Origin of the sequence: Tateyamaria omphalii (assembly GCF_019802125.1) — a bacterium.
Lineage (GTDB): Bacteria > Pseudomonadota > Alphaproteobacteria > Rhodobacterales > Rhodobacteraceae > Tateyamaria > Tateyamaria omphalii_B.
The window spans coordinates 1-16,906 of sequence record NZ_JAHVHT010000006.1 but is presented as its reverse complement, the minus strand read 5'-3'; the positions used below and the strand labels follow the sequence as shown (position 1 = coordinate 16,906).

Annotated in this window: 16 protein-coding genes; 8 read left to right on the top strand and 8 right to left on the bottom strand. The window is 62.7% G+C overall.

Annotated features, from left to right (window positions below; all coding sequences use genetic code 11):
- Positions 1-73: 73 nt before the first annotated feature.
- Positions 74-1,075, top strand: a complete 1,002-nt coding sequence (locus tag KUV51_RS19350; protein ID WP_222523105.1) for a LacI family DNA-binding transcriptional regulator — start codon at positions 74-76, stop codon at positions 1,073-1,075.
- On the opposite strand, the gene tcuA is transcribed toward KUV51_RS19350, so the two are convergent.
- The 6 genes from tcuA to KUV51_RS19320 form a co-directional block, all read right to left on the bottom strand.
- Positions 1,072-2,541 carry an FAD-dependent tricarballylate dehydrogenase TcuA gene (tcuA, locus tag KUV51_RS19345; protein WP_222523104.1) on the bottom strand — a complete coding sequence of 490 codons (1,470 nt, stop codon included), beginning with the start codon at positions 2,539-2,541 and terminating at the stop codon, positions 1,072-1,074. The two genes, KUV51_RS19350 and tcuA, sit on opposite strands and share 4 nt — an antisense overlap.
- Positions 2,538-3,512 (bottom strand): D-2-hydroxyacid dehydrogenase family protein, encoded by a 975-nt coding sequence (locus KUV51_RS19340; protein WP_222523103.1) that lies wholly within the window; start codon positions 3,510-3,512, stop codon positions 2,538-2,540. Before KUV51_RS19340 ends, tcuA begins: the two co-directional genes overlap by 4 nt.
- Positions 3,509-3,748, bottom strand: coding sequence for a hypothetical protein (locus tag KUV51_RS19335; protein WP_222523102.1), 240 nt, complete (start codon positions 3,746-3,748; stop codon positions 3,509-3,511). The genes KUV51_RS19340 and KUV51_RS19335 overlap by 4 nt, the downstream gene beginning before the upstream one ends.
- Positions 3,749-3,796: 48 nt before the next feature.
- On the bottom strand, positions 3,797-4,882 hold the full coding sequence (locus KUV51_RS19330) for a 4-oxalomesaconate tautomerase (RefSeq protein ID WP_222523101.1): 1,086 nt from the start codon (positions 4,880-4,882) through the stop codon (positions 3,797-3,799).
- A complete protein-coding gene (locus KUV51_RS19325) occupies positions 4,879-6,906 on the bottom strand; it encodes a tripartite tricarboxylate transporter permease (RefSeq protein ID WP_222523100.1) in 2,028 nt (675 codons plus the stop codon). Before KUV51_RS19325 ends, KUV51_RS19330 begins: the two co-directional genes overlap by 4 nt.
- 68 nt (positions 6,907-6,974) lie before the next feature.
- Entirely contained in the window at positions 6,975-8,087 is a 1,113-nt protein-coding gene (locus KUV51_RS19320; RefSeq protein ID WP_222523099.1) for a tricarboxylate transporter, read from the bottom strand.
- A gap of 132 nt (positions 8,088-8,219) precedes the next feature.
- Between KUV51_RS19320 and KUV51_RS19315 the strand changes: the two genes are divergently transcribed.
- Positions 8,220-8,894 carry a response regulator transcription factor gene (locus KUV51_RS19315; RefSeq protein WP_222523098.1) on the top strand — a complete coding sequence of 225 codons (675 nt, stop codon included), beginning with the start codon at positions 8,220-8,222 and terminating at the stop codon, positions 8,892-8,894.
- A complete protein-coding gene (locus KUV51_RS19310) occupies positions 8,891-10,267 on the top strand; it encodes a sensor histidine kinase (RefSeq protein WP_222523097.1) in 1,377 nt (458 codons plus the stop codon). The genes KUV51_RS19315 and KUV51_RS19310 overlap by 4 nt, the downstream gene beginning before the upstream one ends.
- 6 nt (positions 10,268-10,273) lie before the next feature.
- Here the strand turns inward: KUV51_RS19310 and KUV51_RS19305 are convergent, their stop codons facing one another.
- Positions 10,274-11,494: an MFS transporter gene (locus KUV51_RS19305; RefSeq protein WP_261385955.1), complete on the bottom strand. Its 1,221-nt coding sequence runs from the start codon at positions 11,492-11,494 to the stop codon at positions 10,274-10,276.
- Positions 11,495-11,678: 184 nt separating this feature from the next.
- Here KUV51_RS19305 and KUV51_RS19300 point away from each other — a divergent pair, with 184 nt between their 5' ends.
- Complete coding sequence (locus KUV51_RS19300; protein WP_222523095.1) at positions 11,679-12,545, top strand: DMT family transporter; 867 nt, start codon at positions 11,679-11,681, stop codon at positions 12,543-12,545.
- Here KUV51_RS19300 and KUV51_RS19295 read toward each other — a convergent pair.
- Positions 12,534-13,340: a putative rhamnosyl transferase gene (locus tag KUV51_RS19295; protein ID WP_222523094.1), complete on the bottom strand. Its 807-nt coding sequence runs from the start codon at positions 13,338-13,340 to the stop codon at positions 12,534-12,536. The genes KUV51_RS19300 and KUV51_RS19295 overlap by 12 nt on opposite strands.
- A gap of 340 nt (positions 13,341-13,680) precedes the next feature.
- Between KUV51_RS19295 and rpsL the strand changes: the two genes are divergently transcribed.
- From rpsL to KUV51_RS19275, 4 genes are all read left to right on the top strand, one after another.
- Entirely contained in the window at positions 13,681-14,052 is a 372-nt protein-coding gene (rpsL, locus tag KUV51_RS19290) for a 30S ribosomal protein S12 (RefSeq protein WP_024809820.1), read from the top strand.
- 12 nt (positions 14,053-14,064) lie between these two features.
- On the top strand, positions 14,065-14,535 hold the full coding sequence (gene rpsG / locus KUV51_RS19285; RefSeq protein ID WP_039689754.1) for a 30S ribosomal protein S7: 471 nt from the start codon (positions 14,065-14,067) through the stop codon (positions 14,533-14,535).
- A gap of 26 nt (positions 14,536-14,561) precedes the next feature.
- Entirely contained in the window at positions 14,562-16,679 is a 2,118-nt protein-coding gene (fusA, locus tag KUV51_RS19280; RefSeq protein ID WP_147114138.1) for an elongation factor G, read from the top strand.
- 108 nt (positions 16,680-16,787) lie between these two features.
- Positions 16,788-16,906: GTP-binding protein (locus KUV51_RS19275; protein ID WP_222457858.1), on the top strand; the 119-nt coding region annotated here is incomplete at its 3' end.

Genomic DNA, 16,906 nt, shown 5'->3' with positions numbered 1-16,906 from the left:
CGGTGTAACCGGTTACATTTCAACACTCGCGAATCGCTTCGGTCAAGAGTGTGGGTCGGGTAGGGGGCAGTTTGTGAACAAGATTGGCGTCAGTATCCGCGATGTTGCCCGCGAAACGGGCTTGTCCACGGCGACGATCTCGCGCGTGGTCAATGGCGGCAGAAAGGTCAGCGAAAAGACAAGGGCGCGGGTGCTGGAGGCCTGTGCGCGGCTGGACTATCTGCCAAACCCAGCGGCGCGTGCCCTGTCGACCCGCCGGTCCAAGGCGGTGGCGGCTATCATCCCGACCATCGAGCATTCGGTCTTTGCCAAGTTCATCGCCGCCATCGAGCGGGCTTTGGGGGAGCGTGGGTATTCGTTGATCATGGCCATTTCCAATGCGGACGAGACAGAGGAGCTGGCCGCGGCCCGCAAGCTGTTGGGCATGGGGGCCGATGCGCTGATCCTGAGCGGGCTGGATCACAGTGACCTGCTGCTCGACATGCTGGAACGTCGTGCGGTGCCTTACGTGTTTACGTCAGCCTGGGACGCGCGCAGTGCGCGGCCCACCATCGGCTATGACAATGCGCTGCTTGCCGAGCGGGCCATGCATCATTTGGCGGATCATGGGCATCGGCGGGTCGCTGTTGTGCATGGGCCGTTGGCCGAAAGCGACCGGACCCGTGCCCGCCGCGCCGGTGCGATGTCGGTGAGCGACCGGTTCGAGCATCTGGCGTTTTTTGAGGCGCCCTTGGACGTTGCGGGTGGCAAGGCTTGTGTCAGTGCCGCGCTTGAGGATCCGCGCGATTTCACCGCTTACTTGTGTTCGACCGACGTGCTGGCGCTGGGCGCGTATTTCGCTTGTGCCGAAGCGGGCAAACGCATCCCGCAAGACGTGTCTGTCATGGGCTTCGACAACCTTGATTGGTCGCGGGACATCGTGCCACCGCTGACCACCATCGACCTGCCCGCCGTTGGTATGGGCGAGATGGTGGCGCATCGGATCGTGGCGTACCTTGAGGATGGCGCGCCGCTGCAAAACGAGTTGCTGACGGCGCAGATTATCGAGCGCGGCTCTGTAGCCGACCTGACCTAGGCCGAGGCGGCGCCGTAGCCCGCGCGTCGTCCGAACACGGCGCCGGAGGTAAGGCCGGAACCGCCAGGGTAGCCGTTGAAGAACACACCGCCCACCAACTCGCCGCAGGCGTAGAGGCCGGGGATGGGCGCGTCGGTTTCGGTCAGCACGGCACCTGTCTGGTTCACCTTGAGACCACCATAGGTGAAGGTGATCCCGCCCGTGACCGGGTAGGCGCGGAAGGGCCCCTGATCCAGCCGCTGCGCCCAATTGGATTTGGCCAGAGGCAGCCCTTGGGTGGCCTTACCGTCCAGAATGGTCGGATCGAAGACCGTGCTGTCGTCCACGGCGGCGTTGTAGGCATCGAGCGTTTGGGCCGCCTGCGCGTGATCGACCCCGTCCAGCATCGGGATCAGTGCGTCGAGCGTGTCGGCCTCGACATAATGCGCGTCGTGGAAGTGGTATTCGCCGTAGAGCAAGCCCAGCACCTTGGCGTCAAAGATCTGCCAGGCGAAGTGGCCCGGCTGCTCCATGATCGCCGCGCCGAACTGGGCGTAGGTGTAGTTGCGGAAATTGATCCCTTCATCGACGAAGCGCTGGCCGTTTGCGTTGAGCATGACGCCGAGGAAGTAGCAGATCTTGCGGTAGTTCTTGCGCTCACCCGGGGGGATGTCGAGATTGCCATACTCGGCCATGTGCAGGTCCATGGGCGTGGCGTGGCAGCCGCCGAAGAACCCGTATTCCTGCGCGCCAAGTTTGGTTGCCATCACGAGCCCGTCGCCGGTGTTGTGAGGCGTGCCGCGCACCTTGGCCTTGTCCCAGTCGGTGCCGATATGGCGCTGGCGCAGGTCCGCGTTCGCCTCGAACCCTCCGCAGGCGAGGATGACGGCATCGGCAGGGATGCGGTCGCCTGCATCGGTTATGACGCCGGTGACGCGGCCCTTGTCGGTGATCAGGTCTGCAACGGCGGTGTTGTAGCGGATCTCTCCGCCCAGTCGCTTGAAAGAGGCGAGTTCCTGGTCGAAGAGGCCGACGCCTTCGTTTTCTGCTGCGAGCGTCAGGCCACCCCAGAAGACGTGGCGGCCATCCTTTTCAAAGCTCTGGCGGGAATAGATCGGCTCGAATTTGACGTCGTGGCTACCGAGCCATTTGAGTGTTTCGTAGCTTTCCGAGATCAGGGTTTGCTGTTCGGGGCTGAGCGGGCGGCCGTCGTTGAAGCCGAGAAGGTCGGTGCCGAACTTGTCTTGGGTGTAGCTGCCGAAATCAGTGTGGGGCAGACGGGGATCGTTGGGGTCATTCAGAAGTGGGATCAGGTCCGCCCCATCCTCGTAGGCAAAGCGCATGGCGCCTGCGGTGTATTTGGTGTTGCCGCCTGCGAGGGCCTCGTCCGCTTTTTCCAGCATCAGGACGGTGGCCCCTTTTTCGAGGGCTGCGATGCCGGCGCAGAGGGCGGCGTTGCCGGAGCCGGCGATGATGATGTGGGTCATGGGGTGGTCCAAACCTCGGGGTTGATCATGTGGATGGGGGTGCCACTGGCGTAGGCGTTGACCTGGTCGAAGATGTCGGAGAATTGCAGGTCGAACTCGTCCTCGGTGACATAGCCGATGTGGGGTGTCGGCAGGACGTTGGGGGCTGTGAGCAGCGGATGGGCGGTGTCCGTCAGCGGTTCGGTGTCGAAGACGTCGATGGCTGCAAAGATGCGCTGGCGTGCGATTTCAGCTTCAAGCGCGCCGGGGGCGACGAGGCCTGCGCGAGAGGTGTTCACGAAGAGGCTGCGCGGGGTCATGGCGGCGAGGTCGTCTGCGGTGATGATGCCGCGCGTTGTTGGCTTGAGCCTGACATGGAGGCTAACGATGTCGGAAGTGGCAAAGAAGGCTTCGCGGGAGGGGGCGACGGTTTCGCCATCTGCCTGCGCGCGGGCGCGGCCATCGTCCGAGGCCCACCATTGCACCTGCAGGCCCATGGCCTTGGCGTAGCCCGCGACGGCTTGGGCGATGCGCCCGTAGCCATAGAGCCCGAGTTTACGCCCGCGCAGGGTACGCCCAACGCCGGATTGCCAATTGCCGCTTCGGATCGATGCCACCTGTTCCGGGATTTGCCGGTAGCTCGCGAGTATCAGGGCAAGCGTGTGTTCGGCGGCGGCGTAGGAGGGCGTGCCCGCGTGCATGTTGGAGCATAGGAGCACGCCGGTGCGGGTGCAGGCGTCGACGTCGATATGGGGATAGACGCTGCGCTGGGAGATGAGTTTCAGGTTTGGGAGGCGGTCAAGAAGGTCTGCGGTGATTTTTGTGCGCTCGCGGAAGAGGACAAGTGCTTCGGCCTCCCGTACGCGCTGGGCTAGGGCGGCCGGGTCGGGTTCGTGATCGGTCCATACGGTGACGTTGTGTGCGGCCAGCTTGTGGAAGCAGGGCAGGCTGCGCAGCGTGTTGAACCAGTCGTCGAGGATGTGGACCTTCATCGGCTTTCGATACCGGCCTCGGGCGTCGGGGTGCGCGGCGTGGGCACGAACACGCTGTCATCCAGCGACCGGATCGCTGTCAGCACCTTTTGCCGCGCGGCCAGCAGGTGATTGAATTGGGCGTCACAGCCCGCGATGGGGCTTGGGTAGGTGGAAATCTCGTCCCGCAGCAGTTGCCGGGCCATGGCCAGTTCCGCGCGTGCGGCGAGGACGCAGTCTTCGAACGTGTCGGGCATGGTGTACCTCCAATATTGTATCCAGGTGTATACAATTTGAGGCAAAGGTCAATTCCCGTCCCAGATCGAAGCCGGAATAAAGACGTGTCCGGCGGCCAGTTTGCGGGCGGTGCGCACCAGTCCGGCCGAGTTGATCGTGATCCCGTTGCCGGTTGGGTCGTAGTCGACCAGCACCTCGATCTGGCCCGATGCGTGTTCGAGTGTGATCGTTGCCGGGCGTTCGTTCGGGGTGGGAGCGTCGGCCACCGTGCCCGGTGTCAGCACACAGGAGGCCAGGCACTGTGCGCCGGTGACAGCCATGGTCGGATGCGTTTTCCACGGCATGAAGTAGCGGGTTGCGACGGTTCCGCCGTTGCGGGCCGGGGCGACCACGCCGAATTTTGGGGTGACCGACTTCGATACGTCGCCCATGCCCATGAGTGCGCCGGCCTTGAGCCGCACAGCCTCCATCCGCGCGAAGAATTCTGTGTTGTCGTCCAGTTCTGCAGCGCTTTCGTAACCGGTTAGCCCGAAGTCCGAGGCGCGGGCGATGACCATGGGCATGGCAACGTCCATGCATGTGACTTGGATGCCGTCGATCTCGTCGATCAGGTTACCGGTGGGCAGGAAGGCTCCGGTTGCGCCGCCGACAGTGTCCATGAATTGCAGCGCAACGGGTGCGGCTGTGTGCGGGACGCCATCGATGTGGGCCTCGCCTGCGTAGGCGACTTGCCTGTCCGGTGTCTGGACGGTCGCGCTGACTCGTGCGCCTGTGTTGACGGCGCGGATATTGATGCGTGTCTCACCCTCTTGTGCCGAGGTCAGACCCATTTCGATCGCCGCTGGGCCGACGCCGGACAGGATGTTGCCGCAAGTGGGTTTGAAATCGACCAGGCAGTCTTCGACGCTGACCTGGGCGAAGAAATAGTCGATGTCGGCCCAGTCGTCGTCTGAGCGCGAGAGCATGGCGACCTTGGTTGTGACTGCTGCGCCACCGCCGATGCCGTCGATATTAAGTGGATGGCCCGAGCCGAGCATGGCGATCAGGACTTGGGCCAGCGTGTCGAGGTCTTCGGGCAGGTCAGCGCGGTTCAGGTACGGCCCGCGCGACGTACCGCCCCGCATGAACAGGTATGGGATCGCCGTCTGTGTCATGTGAGCGGCCAGGGCAGGTCGGCGTAGCCTTGCAGCAGGCCGGGCGGGAAGTCGCGGTTCAGGAGGCCTGCCATCAGGCACATGAAGGCGATGCCTGCGGTGGTGTAGGCGGCGGCCATGGCGTTGCTCAGACCCGCCCGGATCTTGAGGAAGGCAAAGAGAAAAAGGGCGAGGGCGAGGATGAAACCGAGGAGGGACGTCAGGACTAGAAGGGCGGCGAACCATGCGAGGGTGGGCCAAAGGCCATGGGTGGCGTCGGCATCTTCGCCGTCGCTCTCGCGGTCGGCGAAGATCGTGTCGGTCTCCGGGCGCAACATCATGCGGATGATCAGGATCACGCAGCCCGCGAGGCAGACGCCCGCGACGAACATTGGGAAGGTGCGGTCGCGGCTGAAGCTTGGGATCGAGGCGGCGTCGTAGAGGGCGTAAGCGATGTAGGCGGTGATTGCGATCAGGAAGAGGAACGGCGCGCGTTTTGAACCGGACTGCACATCGCCCTCGGCCATGATGTTTTTCGATTGGCGCAGGCCGATGACCACCGACAGGACCGTGATGATGATCAGTACGATCACGATGGGGGAAAAGATGTAGTCGAGCCCTTCTTCCATACTGCGGCGGAAGCGGGATTGGGCGATTTGCAGGGCTTGGTTGGCGTATGTTTCGGCTGGATTGCTGAGCACGAAGCCGATCAGGAAGGCAGGCCGCGACCAGTCGAAGCGGCGCATGAGGATGCCCAGGAAGCCGATGGCGAAGAGGGCGACGAGGTCCATCAGGTTCTGGCCTGACTGGAAGGCCGCGAAACTGATGATCATGAAGAGGAACGGGGCGAGGAGCGCGAAGCGGATTGTCGTGAGCTTGGCGATGCCGTTCGAGGCCGCGATGCAGATGATGGTGCCAACCACATTGGCAAGTGCCAGCAGCCATACGATCGAATAGGTGATGTCGAGGTTGTTTTTCAGCACGGCCGGGCCGACCTCAATCTGGCCGGAACCCAGAAGGGCGATGGCACCGATGAAGATCGCCATGGAGCCGGACCCGGGGATGCCGAACAGGAGGGTGGGGACCAGTCCGCCACCTTCTTTCGCGTTGTTCGAGCTTTCGGGGCCGATCACGCCGCGCACTTCGCCCTTGCCGAAGTTCGACTTGTCCTTGGTCGATTGCACAGAGTGACCGTAGGCGATCCAGTCGACGACCGAGCCGCCGAGGCCGGGGATCACGCCGACCACCACCCCGATGATTGAGCAGCGGACCGACAGCCAGATGTTTGCAAACCAGTCGCGCACCCCGTCGAGCCAGCCACCGCCCAGGGATTGTTCCTTGGCGATGGCGCGGTCCTGGCGAAGGAGCGAGATGATCTCGGGGATGGCGAAGATGCCGAGGCCCACGATCACCAGTTTCAGACCGTCGGTAAGGTAGGGGTAGTCGTAGGACGACATGCGCAGATCACCTGACGAGGCGCCCTCGCCAATGGTGCCGATCAGCATCCCGAGCCCTGCGGCGACCAGCCCCTTGATTGCCACCCGACCGGCGAGGATGCCGACCATCGACAGGCCGAAGATGGTGATCATCAGCAGTTCAGGCGTGCGGAATTCCAGTACGATGGGGCGGGCGATCAGGATGAAGATCGTGAGGAAACTCGCGCCGACAAGGCCGCCGAAGAGGGATGAGGCGAAGGCAGCGGAGAGGGCGCGGGCGGCTTGGCCCTTCTTTGCGAGGGGAAAGCCATCCAGCACGGTGGCTTGGGATGCAGAGGATCCGGGGATGCCCATGAGGACCGAGGCGAACGTGTCGGAGGTAGGCACGACAGCCACCATGCCGATCATCAGCGCGAGGCCCAGGATCGGGTCCATGCCGAACATGAAGGGCAGGAGCAGTGACAGCCCCGCGATGCCCCCAAGGCCGGGAAAGACGCCGATGCACAGCCCCATGACCACGCCCAGCACCAGATAGCCCAGCACGACAGGTTGCAGGATGAGGGCCCACGCTTGCCCGAGCGCGGGGAGAGCCGTTGCCAGAATGTCCATGAGATGTCTCTGCCTTACCCGGTAAAGCGCCCTGTCCCCGCGGGGACAGGGCAGTCAGACAGCAGGGCTTAGTTGAGCGTCACGCCGTAGCGCTCTTCCAACCAGCCGACAACAAAGTCCTTCGCCTCTTGCGGGACGTTGGTGCCACTTTCGAGCGCGCCTTGGGCTTCGGCCCCGGTCATTTGCGGGTACTTGCCCAGACGTTTGGACGAGATGTCGGCAAAGTCTGCGCGGGCTTTGACCGCTTCAAACGCCTGCGTGTAGGTCGCAATCGCGTCTGCCGAGGCGCCGTTGGGCAGGAACACCATCTTCTGCGCCGGGAAGCCTGCGATGAAGAAGGCTTTCCACGCATCCCATTGTGTACCCGACGTCTCGCAGCCATCCGTTGCCTCGCACACCTCTTTGAATGTCGGCATGTCGGGGAAGGTCGGGTCGCGCACGATGTTACCATCAGCATCCAGCGCGCCCCAGCTCATCATCGGGACGGCGGTGCCTGCTTCGACCAGCGGGGCTACACCCGACAGGTATCCGGAGGACGTCTGGTAGTCGATATTGGCTTCGCCCCGCTCGAACATCAGCCGCCCATCGCCGCGGCCCTTGATGCCAAAGACCGGCTCGACCTGCAGGCCCAGCATTTCCCACGCCAGAAGCGGGACAAGGTCGAGCCGTGTGGCGCCTTGCGAGCCGTAGATGAAGTCTTCGCCCTGAAGGCCGGAGGCGTCGAGCCCGTCCATCTTGGCCGCCATGTCCGGCGGCAGGTAGGCGACACCGCCCGTGCCCGAGGCCAGCACGACGTTCCAGTCGGCGTAATTGTATTTGACCCGTGGGTCGTCCAGCAGGAACGGGAATTGTGTGGATCCGGACGAGCCGAAGATCAGCGTGCCTTCGCTGTCTGCGTATTGCTGTTCCTGGAAGAAGTTGGCACCTTTGGTCGAGCCGGCGCCGGGCATGAACTTGACGACGACGGTGGGTTGGCCGGGCAGCGCTTCGCTGAGCAGAGGTGCATAGAAGTTGGCCCATTTGGCCGAGCCGCCGGTTTCCGAGAACGGGATGATCCATTCGACGGTCTTGCCTTGCAGATCGATGCCGTGGCCGTCTGCGTTGGCCTGCACGGCGAAAGTCGCGGCTGCCGCAGCCACGAGGCTACAGGCCACACGACGTGTGGTTTTGATAGTGGACATATGTTCCTCCCTTATGTGCTGGTCGTCCCCTCCCCGGGCCGACCGAAGCCATGTGACCGGGCTGTCCGTGCCCGGTTGATGTGTGCAAGTTGACCTGCGAACCTTGCGCGAAACTTGCAGACCGGGAAATTCATGCGGATCACGTTGGTGGAAGACAATGTCGGGTTGGCCAAGGGCATCGCCTACCGGTTGGAGGATGCGGGCCACGCCGTGGATGTTCTGCACAACGGAGCCGACGCGGCGGAGTTTCTGCGGACCGACACGTCGGACATGATCATCCTCGACATCAATCTGCCGGGAACCGACGGGTTGCGCATCCTGTCGGAGTTGCGGGAGCGGGGCGATCCGCGCCCGGTTGTCCTGCTGACGGCGCGGGCCGCGACCGAGGACCGTGTGCTGGGTCTGGATGCCGGGGCCGATGACTACCTGATCAAACCGTTCGAAATGGCCGAGCTTGAGGCGCGTGTGCGGGCCTTGGCGCGCCGTCGCGCAGTGCCGCAGCGGCGGGTGCGGCAGGTCGGGCGGCTGGCCTTTGACCCCGATGCCCGGCAGTTGCTGGATGGTGACACGCCGGTCGAGCTTCCGCGCCGCGAGCTTGCGGTGTTCGAATGCCTGCTGAATGCGGGCCAGCGGCTGGTGACCAAGTCGGCCTTGCTTGACTATGCCTATGGCACCGGCGCGGATGTCGAGGAGCAGGTGATCGAGGTCTATATCTCGCGCATCCGGTCGCGCCTGAAGCCCTATGGCATCGGGATCAAGGCGCAGCGCGGTTTGGGCTATCAGTTGCGCGTGAGCGAGGAGCCATGAAGACCCGGTCACTGCGCACGCGCCTGATCATCATCATCCTGACGCCCTTGTTGCTGATTGCCGTTGGCTTGGCGGTTCTGGAGTTTCGAGGCACGACCGAGCGGGCCGGGGAGATCTTTGACCGCGGACTGTTGTCGGCGGCGCTCGCTATTTCGCGCGATGTTGCCTTGTCCGGGGGCGATGCGTTGTCGCCGGATACGAGGCGGTTGATCAGTGACACCTCGGGAGGCGAGTTGTTCTACCACGTCTTTGCCCCCGATGGCGTGTTCGTGACCGGATATGCCACGCCGCCGCGTCCGCCCTCTGCCGTGCCCATGACCGAAGCCGAGCCGTTGTTCTACGATGCCATCTATCAGGGCCGGGACGTGCGTGCGTTGCGGTTTCAGGATGCGGCGACGCTGGATGGGTTTACAGGCATCTTCACAATCTCCGTATGGCAGGACATGGGCGTGCGCGCGTCTTTTGTGACGACCGTGGTGTCCCGCACAATCGCGGTGCTTTTGTTGTTGGTGCTGTCGGTGGCGCTGATCGTTTGGTTCGGGGTGCGATTGGGGCTGCGCCCGCTGCTCGAGTTGGAGGATGCCATCGCCCGGCGCACACCCAGCGATCTGACCCCGATCCGTCGTCCTGTGCCGACCGAAGCACAGGGCATCGTTGCCACTCTGAATGCCCTGCTCGACCGTGTGGCGCGCCGCATCAGTTCCAAGGACGAGTTCATCTCGAACGCGGCGCATCAGTTGCGCAATCCGATTGCCGGGGTGCTGGCGCTGGCCGAGGCGGTCGAAAGCGCGCCAACGCGCGCGGCGTCCAAGGCGCGCAGTGCGGAATTGGTGGCGGCTGCGCGGGAGGCGACGCATCTGACGAACCAGCTTCTGTCCTTTGAGCGGGCCAAGGGGTCAGACACGGCGCAACCGCGCGCCGTGCTGGATCTGGCCGCGCTGTGCCAGACTGTCATTTCGCGGTTCGAGGGCGGGTCGTCCCTGTGCGTTGATCATGTTCAGGTCATTCTGGACGCGCCGACCGGACCCGTGTGCGTTTCTGGCGATGACCTGATGGTGCAGGAGGCGCTGCTCAACCTGCTCACAAATGCAGTGCTGCACGGTGGCCGTGACGTGTCGCGTATCGTGTTGCGTCTGACAGCTGACGGTGACGTTGCGCGGCTGGAGGTGCGGGACAATGGCATCGGCATCGCGCCCGAGGATCGCACGCTGGCCGTTGGGCGCTTCAGCCAGCCAAAGGCCGGGCCCGGGACGGGCCTTGGCCTGCCGATTGCGGCCCGCGTGATGGAAAATCATGGCGGGCGGTTGACGATTGCCGAGTGCGATCAGGGTGCATGTATTGTCCTTGAGCTGCCCCTGGCAGAGCTTGCCTGACCGGTGTCACGGATTTGGCAGGATCGGCTTGAACCCGCGGCCAAGAGGACGCCAGGCAAGGGCCGTGAGCAGGGTGGCACCAACAGCCGCAAGGACAAAGGGTGCCATCAACGCCAGGTCGCGCGTCACGACATCTTCGGACCAGCGCACGACCAGACCTGACAACAGCAGCCCGATGGGCATCATGCCCCATGCCAGCAAGCGGTAGATGCTGTTGACGCGTCCAAGCAATTCGTCGGGGATCGAGCGTTGTCGGTAGGACACCGACACGGTGTTCCAGATCAGACCGGTGAACTCAAAGGCAACAAGCACCAATGCCAGCGTGTAACCATTGGGCGCAAAGGGCATGAGCGCAAACGCGACGGCAGAGGCCAGCGTCATCCACTGGGCGGCTGCGTTTTGTCCGATCTTTTCGACAACGCGGGCCGCAACGATCCCGCCGGCAATGCCGCCGACCGCCCCGGCGGCGAGGATCAGACCGTACCCTTGCGCCCCGATCTGCAGATTTTCCTGCACGTGCAGGATCAGTGCGATCACCACCATTTGATGCAGCAGGTTCCACACCCCGGTGATCACAGCGAGCACCATCAGGAAGGGATGTCCGCGCAGGAACGTCCAACCCTCGGTCAGATCGCTGCGCCACGATCCGTGCATTGCCCGCGTCGGTTTGAAGGATCCGGCCAGGGACAGCACGAGCAGCGCAGCGAGGGCAAACATGGCGGCGTTCAGCGCGAAGGGCGTCCACAGGATCGTGGCGATCAAAAATGCTCCAAGGGCCGGGCCGAGCAACGAGTTTCCGACAAGTTCGACGCTCCACAACAGGCCGTTCGCCTGTTCCAGCCTGTCATGCGGCACCAGGGCGGGCAGGATGGTCTGGGCGGCGTTGTCACGGAACACTTCGGCCGTCCCGACCACAAGCGCGCATCCCAGCAATGCGTAGAAGAGCATTGGATCGCCGGTACCACTGTCTGCAGCAGGTGCGAGCGGCATCGACATCCAGACGCAGAGCCCGGCCGCGGCAAAGGCAGTGGCGCGCAGGACATCCATGATCAGGATCAGGTGGCGCCGGTCCACCCGGTCCGTGACGACCCCTGCAGGCAGCGCGAAGACGAACCACGGAAGCCGCAAAGCGATGGGCATCAAAGCGATCAGCAGCGGATCGCGTGTCAGCAGGGACGCGATCCACGCCCAGACCACGACGGCAATGCCGTCGGCCAGGTTCGTCATGCCACTTGCTGCGATAAAACGGGGTAGGAGAGAGCGGTTTGCCATTGATGTCTTCGTGCCAGAGTTTTTCAACGCCTACGAGGTCAAGTCGACTTTAGGTCAAGGAAAATTCTCAACTGTGTCTCTGGTCACTGCGAGACGGTGGGGATAGCGTCTGCGCACAAGCTCAGGATCGGTTTTCCCCATGTCTCCCAACACGATTGGTGCGCTTTTGATGATGGCGTCGATGGCGTCTTTCACGCTGAATGACACGCTGATCAAGATGACGGACGGAGCGGTGCCGTTGATGCAGCTTCTGGTCATTCGCGGCGTGATTTCATCCGTTCTGATCGTGGGGATGGCTCGCTGGTTGGGCACCATTCACTTTCGCATCGGGGGCCGTGACTGGGGGCTGATCGCCGTGCGGTCTGGGGCCGAGGTCGGGGCGGCGTATTTCTTCATCACCGCGCTTCTGAACATGCCGCTCGCCAATGTGACGGCGATCCTGCAGGTGCTGCCGTTGACGGTCGCAGTGGGGGCCGCCCTGTTTTTCCGGGAGCCGCTGGGCTGGCGCCGGATGTCCGCCATTCTGATCGGGTTCATGGGCATGTTGCTGATCGTGCGCCCGGGGGCCGAGGGGTTTTCGGTCTGGTCCGCCTATGCCCTGATCGCGGTTGCCTGTGTGACCCTGCGCGATCTGGCGACGCGGCGGCTGTCCGAGGAGGTACCATCCATGACCGTGACCCTTGTCGCGGCGCTGACGGTCACCGCCTTTGCCGGTGTCAGCACGACGGGCACGGCATGGGTGCCCATTGATCTGCGCCTGGCCGTGCTGATCGGCGGCGCGTCCGTCTTCATCATCGGCGGATACTTCTTTTCCGTGCAGGTGATGCGCGTGGGCGAGATCAGCTTCATCGCACCATTCCGCTATACCGGGCTGATCTGGGCGCTTGTGCTGGGGTGGCTGGTCTTTGGCGACTGGCCCTCGTCGCTGACGCTCCTTGGGGCGGGGATCGTTGTCGCGACGGGGCTGTTCACGCTGTATCGCGAGCGGCGGCTGTCAGGGCGCTGAAAAGACAGAACGCACCTGTGCCACGTCTACGTTGAAGCAGGATTTGAACAGCCGCTCCTGTTCCGGGCTCAATGGCTCGACCGGCCAGTCCTTGACCTTTTTCTGACGGCTGTCGTTGTAGCCGTTGTGCGTGCGCACGAACATGTGCTTGTCGGAATAGGTCACGCAGGGCATGAATTGCGGAATGCGTTCGTGCATGAAATTATGGATCGAGGTCATGACCCCGCCCGCGATGTAAACGCCAAGCGCGGAGACATAGAAGGGGCGGTAAATCTCGGTGGCCGCGATGCCGTGCGCGCCGACCTCGGCCACGTAGCCCTGGTTCCAGTCGAAGGCGACGGTCTTGTTGTTGCGGCACAGCGACCGTGCGTCATGGGCCGCGTTCCGCAGTTTTTCGATGAAGTCCACCGCGCAGGCGTCGTCATCATCATGTCGGAACTGGATACAAGGTTTGTCGATATCGCGCCGGGCAGCGTTCAGGACGTCCTTGCAGACCGGACGGCTATCGAGCGGGGGCTTCTTGATGATCTGGACTTGCGGCATGTCCGCGGTCAGGTCACGCAGCCGGTCCTCGTGCTGTTTGGGGAACGTGTCCCCGATCAGCATGATCAGGTCGAAATCCTGATCCGTCTGCGCACGCAAACAGGGCAGGGCCATGGTCTCGAGCAGGCGAAACCGCTCCTCCAGCCGGTCATGAGCCCAGAGATAATCCATCCGGTCCTCGATGGTTTCGTGACCGACCTGAAAGCCCCCGATGGCGGGATAGGAAAAGCGGCAGAGCCCGATGATCTGCATGGCTGCAAAGCCCCTTGTTTTTCTGCTCGTATTGCGGTGGACTGTGCCCTATCGGATATGGCCCGTGCAAGGCGCCTGTGGCTGTTGACAGTACCTCCGACTCCCCCTATACGCCCGCTATCTCGGCAAGGGGGTCGCCCCGGCACCGAAATCAAAGCTTAAGTGGACACGATCCGGCCCTCGCATTGGCCCGATCCTCTGGAAACCCACCGCGTCGCCCCTGTGAACAGGAGCGATTGCGGTTTTTGCGCTGTTGTGGACGCACATGCAGCGATGAGATTGAAACCGCGGGATGGTCCCGCATGACACATGTGTTGATGAGACGGGGAAAGAACCTGCAATGCCAACGATCCAACAGCTGATCCGCAAGCCGCGGCAGCCCAAAGTAAAACGCTCGAAGTCGCTTCACCTTGAGGGCAACCCTCAGAAGCGCGGCGTGTGCACGCGCGTGTACACCACCACACCGAAGAAGCCGAACTCGGCCATGCGGAAGGTTGCCAAGGTGCGCCTGACCAACGGGTTCGAGGTCATCAGCTACATCCCCGGCGAGAGCCACAACCTGCAAGAGCACTCGGTTGTGTTGATCCGCGGCGGCCGTGTCAAAGACCTTCCCGGTGTGCGCTACCACATCCTGCGCGGTGTTCTGGATACCCAGGGCGTCAAAGATCGTAAGCAACGCCGTTCGAAGTACGGCGCGAAGCGCCCCAAATAAGGAGAGCAGCAGATGTCACGTCGTCACGCCGCCGAGAAACGCGAAGTCCTGCCTGACGCCAAATATGGCGATAAGGTTCTGACCAAGTTCATGAACAACCTGATGCTGGACGGTAAGAAATCGACCGCCGAACGCATCGTCTACAACGCGCTGGACCGTGTTGAAGGCAAGATCAAGCGCGCGCCCGTGGAAGTGTTCCACGAAGCGCTGGACAACATCAAACCGTCCGTCGAAGTGCGTTCGCGCCGCGTCGGTGGTGCCACTTACCAGGTGCCGGTTGAAGTTCGTCCCGAGCGCCGCGAAGCGCTGGCCATCCGCTGGTTGATCACTGCCAGCCGCGGCCGCAACGAAAACACGATGGAAGAACGCCTCGCCGGTGAACTGCTCGACGCCGTACAGTCGCGCGGTACTGCCGTGAAGAAGCGTGAAGACACGCACAAGATGGCCGACGCCAACAAAGCGTTCAGCCATTACCGTTGGTAATCCAGACACCCTGAGGAAGCAGCCCCATGGCACGCGAATATCCGCTCGACCGCTACCGCAACTTCGGCATCATGGCTCACATCGATGCCGGCAAGACCACATGTTCGGAACGCATCCTGTACTACACAGGCAAGTCCCACAACATCGGTGAGGTGCACGATGGTGCGGCCACCATGGACTGGATGGAGCAGGAGCAGGAACGCGGGATCACCATCACGTCGGCTGCGACCACCACCTTCTGGGAGCGCACCGAGGACGGTCAGACCGCTGACACGCCCAAGCACCGCCTGAACATCATCGACACCCCCGGCCACGTGGACTTCACCATCGAAGTCGAGCGTTCGCTGGCGGTTCTCGACGGTGCTGTCTGTGTTCTGGACGCAAACGCCGGTGTCGAGCCGCAGACCGAAACCGTGTGGCGTCAGGCTGACCGCTACAAGGTGCCGCGCATGGTCTTTGTCAACAAGATGGACAAGATCGGCGCCGACTTCTTCAACTGCGTCCGCATGATCGAAGACCGCACCGGCGCTCGCGCCGTGCCCGTCGGTATCCCGATCGGTGCAGAGACCGAGCTGGAAGGTCTGGTTGACCTCGTCACCATGGAAGAGTGGCTGTGGCAGGGCGAAGACCTGGGTGCGTCCTGGATCAAAGCCCCCATCCGTGCAGAGCTGCAGGACATGGCCGCCGAATGGCGCGAGAAGATGATCGAAGCCGCCGTCGAGCAAGACGACGACGCGATGGAAGCCTATCTGGAAGGCAACGAACCCGACGTTCCCACGCTGCGCAAACTGCTGCGCAAGGGCACGCTGGCACTGGACTTCGTTCCGGTTCTGGGTGGCTCCGCCTTCAAAAACAAAGGTGTCCAGCCTCTGCTCAACGCCGTGATCGACTACCTGCCCAGCCCGCTGGACGTGGTTGACTACATGGGCTTCGCCCCCGGTGACGAGACTGAAGAGCGTAACATCGCCCGCCGCGCGGACGACGACATGGCGTTCTCGGGTCTTGCGTTCAAAATCATGAACGACCCCTTCGTGGGCTCGCTGACCTTCACCCGCATCTACTCGGGCGTCCTGAACAAGGGCGGCTCGATGCTGAACTCGACCAAAGGCAAGAAAGAGCGCGTTGGTCGGATGATGATGATGCACTCGAACAACCGCGAGGAGATCGAGGAAGCGTTCGCAGGCGACATTATCGCGCTGGCGGGTCTGAAAGACACCACCACCGGTGACACGCTGTGCTCGGAAAAAGAGCCGGTTGTGCTGGAAACGATGACCTTCCCCGATCCGGTGATCGAGATCGCGGTTGAGCCCAAGACCAAAGGCGACCAGGAGAAGATGAGCCAGGGTCTGGCGCGTCTGGCGGCAGAAGATCCGTCCTTCCGTGTGGAAACTGACCTCGAAAGCGGTCAGACCATCATGAAAGGCATGGGCGAACTGCACCTCGACATCCTCGTCGATCGTCTGAAGCGTGAGTTCAAGGTCGAAGCCAACATCGGTGCCCCGCAGGTGGCCTATCGCGAGACCATCGGTCACGAGGTCGAGCACACCTACACCCACAAGAAACAGTCGGGTGGTTCGGGTCAATTCGCCGAGGTGAAGATGATCATCTCGCCGACGGAAGCGGGCGAAGGCTACTCCTTCGAGAGCCGCATCGTCGGCGGTGCCGTGCCCAAGGAATACATCCCGGGCGTTGAAAAGGGCATCCAGTCGGTCATGGACTCCGGTCCGCTGGCGGGCTTCCCTGTGATCGACTTCAAGGTGGCTCTGATCGACGGTAAATTCCACGACGTGGACTCCAGCGTTCTGGCCTTCGAAATCGCGGCCCGTATGGGCATGCGCGAAGGCATGAAGAAGGCTGGCGCCAAGCTTCTGGAACCGATCATGAAGGTCGAGGTCATCACGCCTGAAGAATACACCGGTGGCATCATCGGTGACCTGACATCGCGTCGGGGTCAGGTGTCGGGCCAGGAAAACCGCGGCAACGCCATCGCCATCGACGCAATGGTGCCGCTGGCCAACATGTTCGGCTACATCAACACCCTGCGTTCGATGAGCTCGGGCCGTGCCCAGTTCACCATGCAGTTCGATCACTACGATCCGGTGCCGCAGAACATCAGCGACGAGATCCAGGCGAAATACGCTTAATAAGGTCGGGTTTCCCGACCACTGGGAAGGCGGGGTGAACCCCGCCCTACCACCCACCGTAGGGCGGGGTTCACCCCGCCACCCTTGAGACAGAGAAGGAGCTTTGCAATGGCAAAGGAAAAGTTTGAACGTACGAAGCCGCACGTTAACATTGGCACGATTGGCCACGTTGACCACGGCAAGACGACGCTGACGGCGGCGATCACGAAGTATTTTGGTGATTTCCA

Bases quoted from the DNA above. Each gene is read 5' to 3' on its own strand.
- tcuA (WP_222523104.1), bottom strand. From the start codon at position 2,541: ATGACCCACATCATCATCGCCGGCTCCGGCAACGCCGCCCTCTGCGCC.
- KUV51_RS19340 (WP_222523103.1), bottom strand. From the start codon at position 3,512: ATGAAGGTCCACATCCTCGACGACTGGTTCAACACGCTGCGCAGCCTG.
- KUV51_RS19335 (WP_222523102.1), bottom strand. From the start codon at position 3,748: ATGCCCGACACGTTCGAAGACTGCGTCCTCGCCGCACGCGCGGAACTG.
- KUV51_RS19330 (WP_222523101.1), bottom strand. From the start codon at position 4,882: ATGACACAGACGGCGATCCCATACCTGTTCATGCGGGGCGGTACGTCG.
- KUV51_RS19325 (WP_222523100.1), bottom strand. From the start codon at position 6,906: ATGGACATTCTGGCAACGGCTCTCCCCGCGCTCGGGCAAGCGTGGGCC.
- KUV51_RS19320 (WP_222523099.1), bottom strand. From the start codon at position 8,087: ATGTCCACTATCAAAACCACACGTCGTGTGGCCTGTAGCCTCGTGGCT.
- KUV51_RS19315 (WP_222523098.1), top strand. From the start codon at position 8,220: ATGCGGATCACGTTGGTGGAAGACAATGTCGGGTTGGCCAAGGGCATC.
- KUV51_RS19310 (WP_222523097.1), top strand. From the start codon at position 8,891: ATGAAGACCCGGTCACTGCGCACGCGCCTGATCATCATCATCCTGACG.
- KUV51_RS19305 (WP_261385955.1), bottom strand. From the start codon at position 11,494: ATGACGAACCTGGCCGACGGCATTGCCGTCGTGGTCTGGGCGTGGATC.
- KUV51_RS19300 (WP_222523095.1), top strand. From the start codon at position 11,679: ATGTCTCCCAACACGATTGGTGCGCTTTTGATGATGGCGTCGATGGCG.
- KUV51_RS19295 (WP_222523094.1), bottom strand. From the start codon at position 13,340: ATGCAGATCATCGGGCTCTGCCGCTTTTCCTATCCCGCCATCGGGGGC.
- rpsL (WP_024809820.1), top strand. From the start codon at position 13,681: ATGCCAACGATCCAACAGCTGATCCGCAAGCCGCGGCAGCCCAAAGTA.
- rpsG (WP_039689754.1), top strand. From the start codon at position 14,065: ATGTCACGTCGTCACGCCGCCGAGAAACGCGAAGTCCTGCCTGACGCC.
- fusA (WP_147114138.1), top strand. From the start codon at position 14,562: ATGGCACGCGAATATCCGCTCGACCGCTACCGCAACTTCGGCATCATG.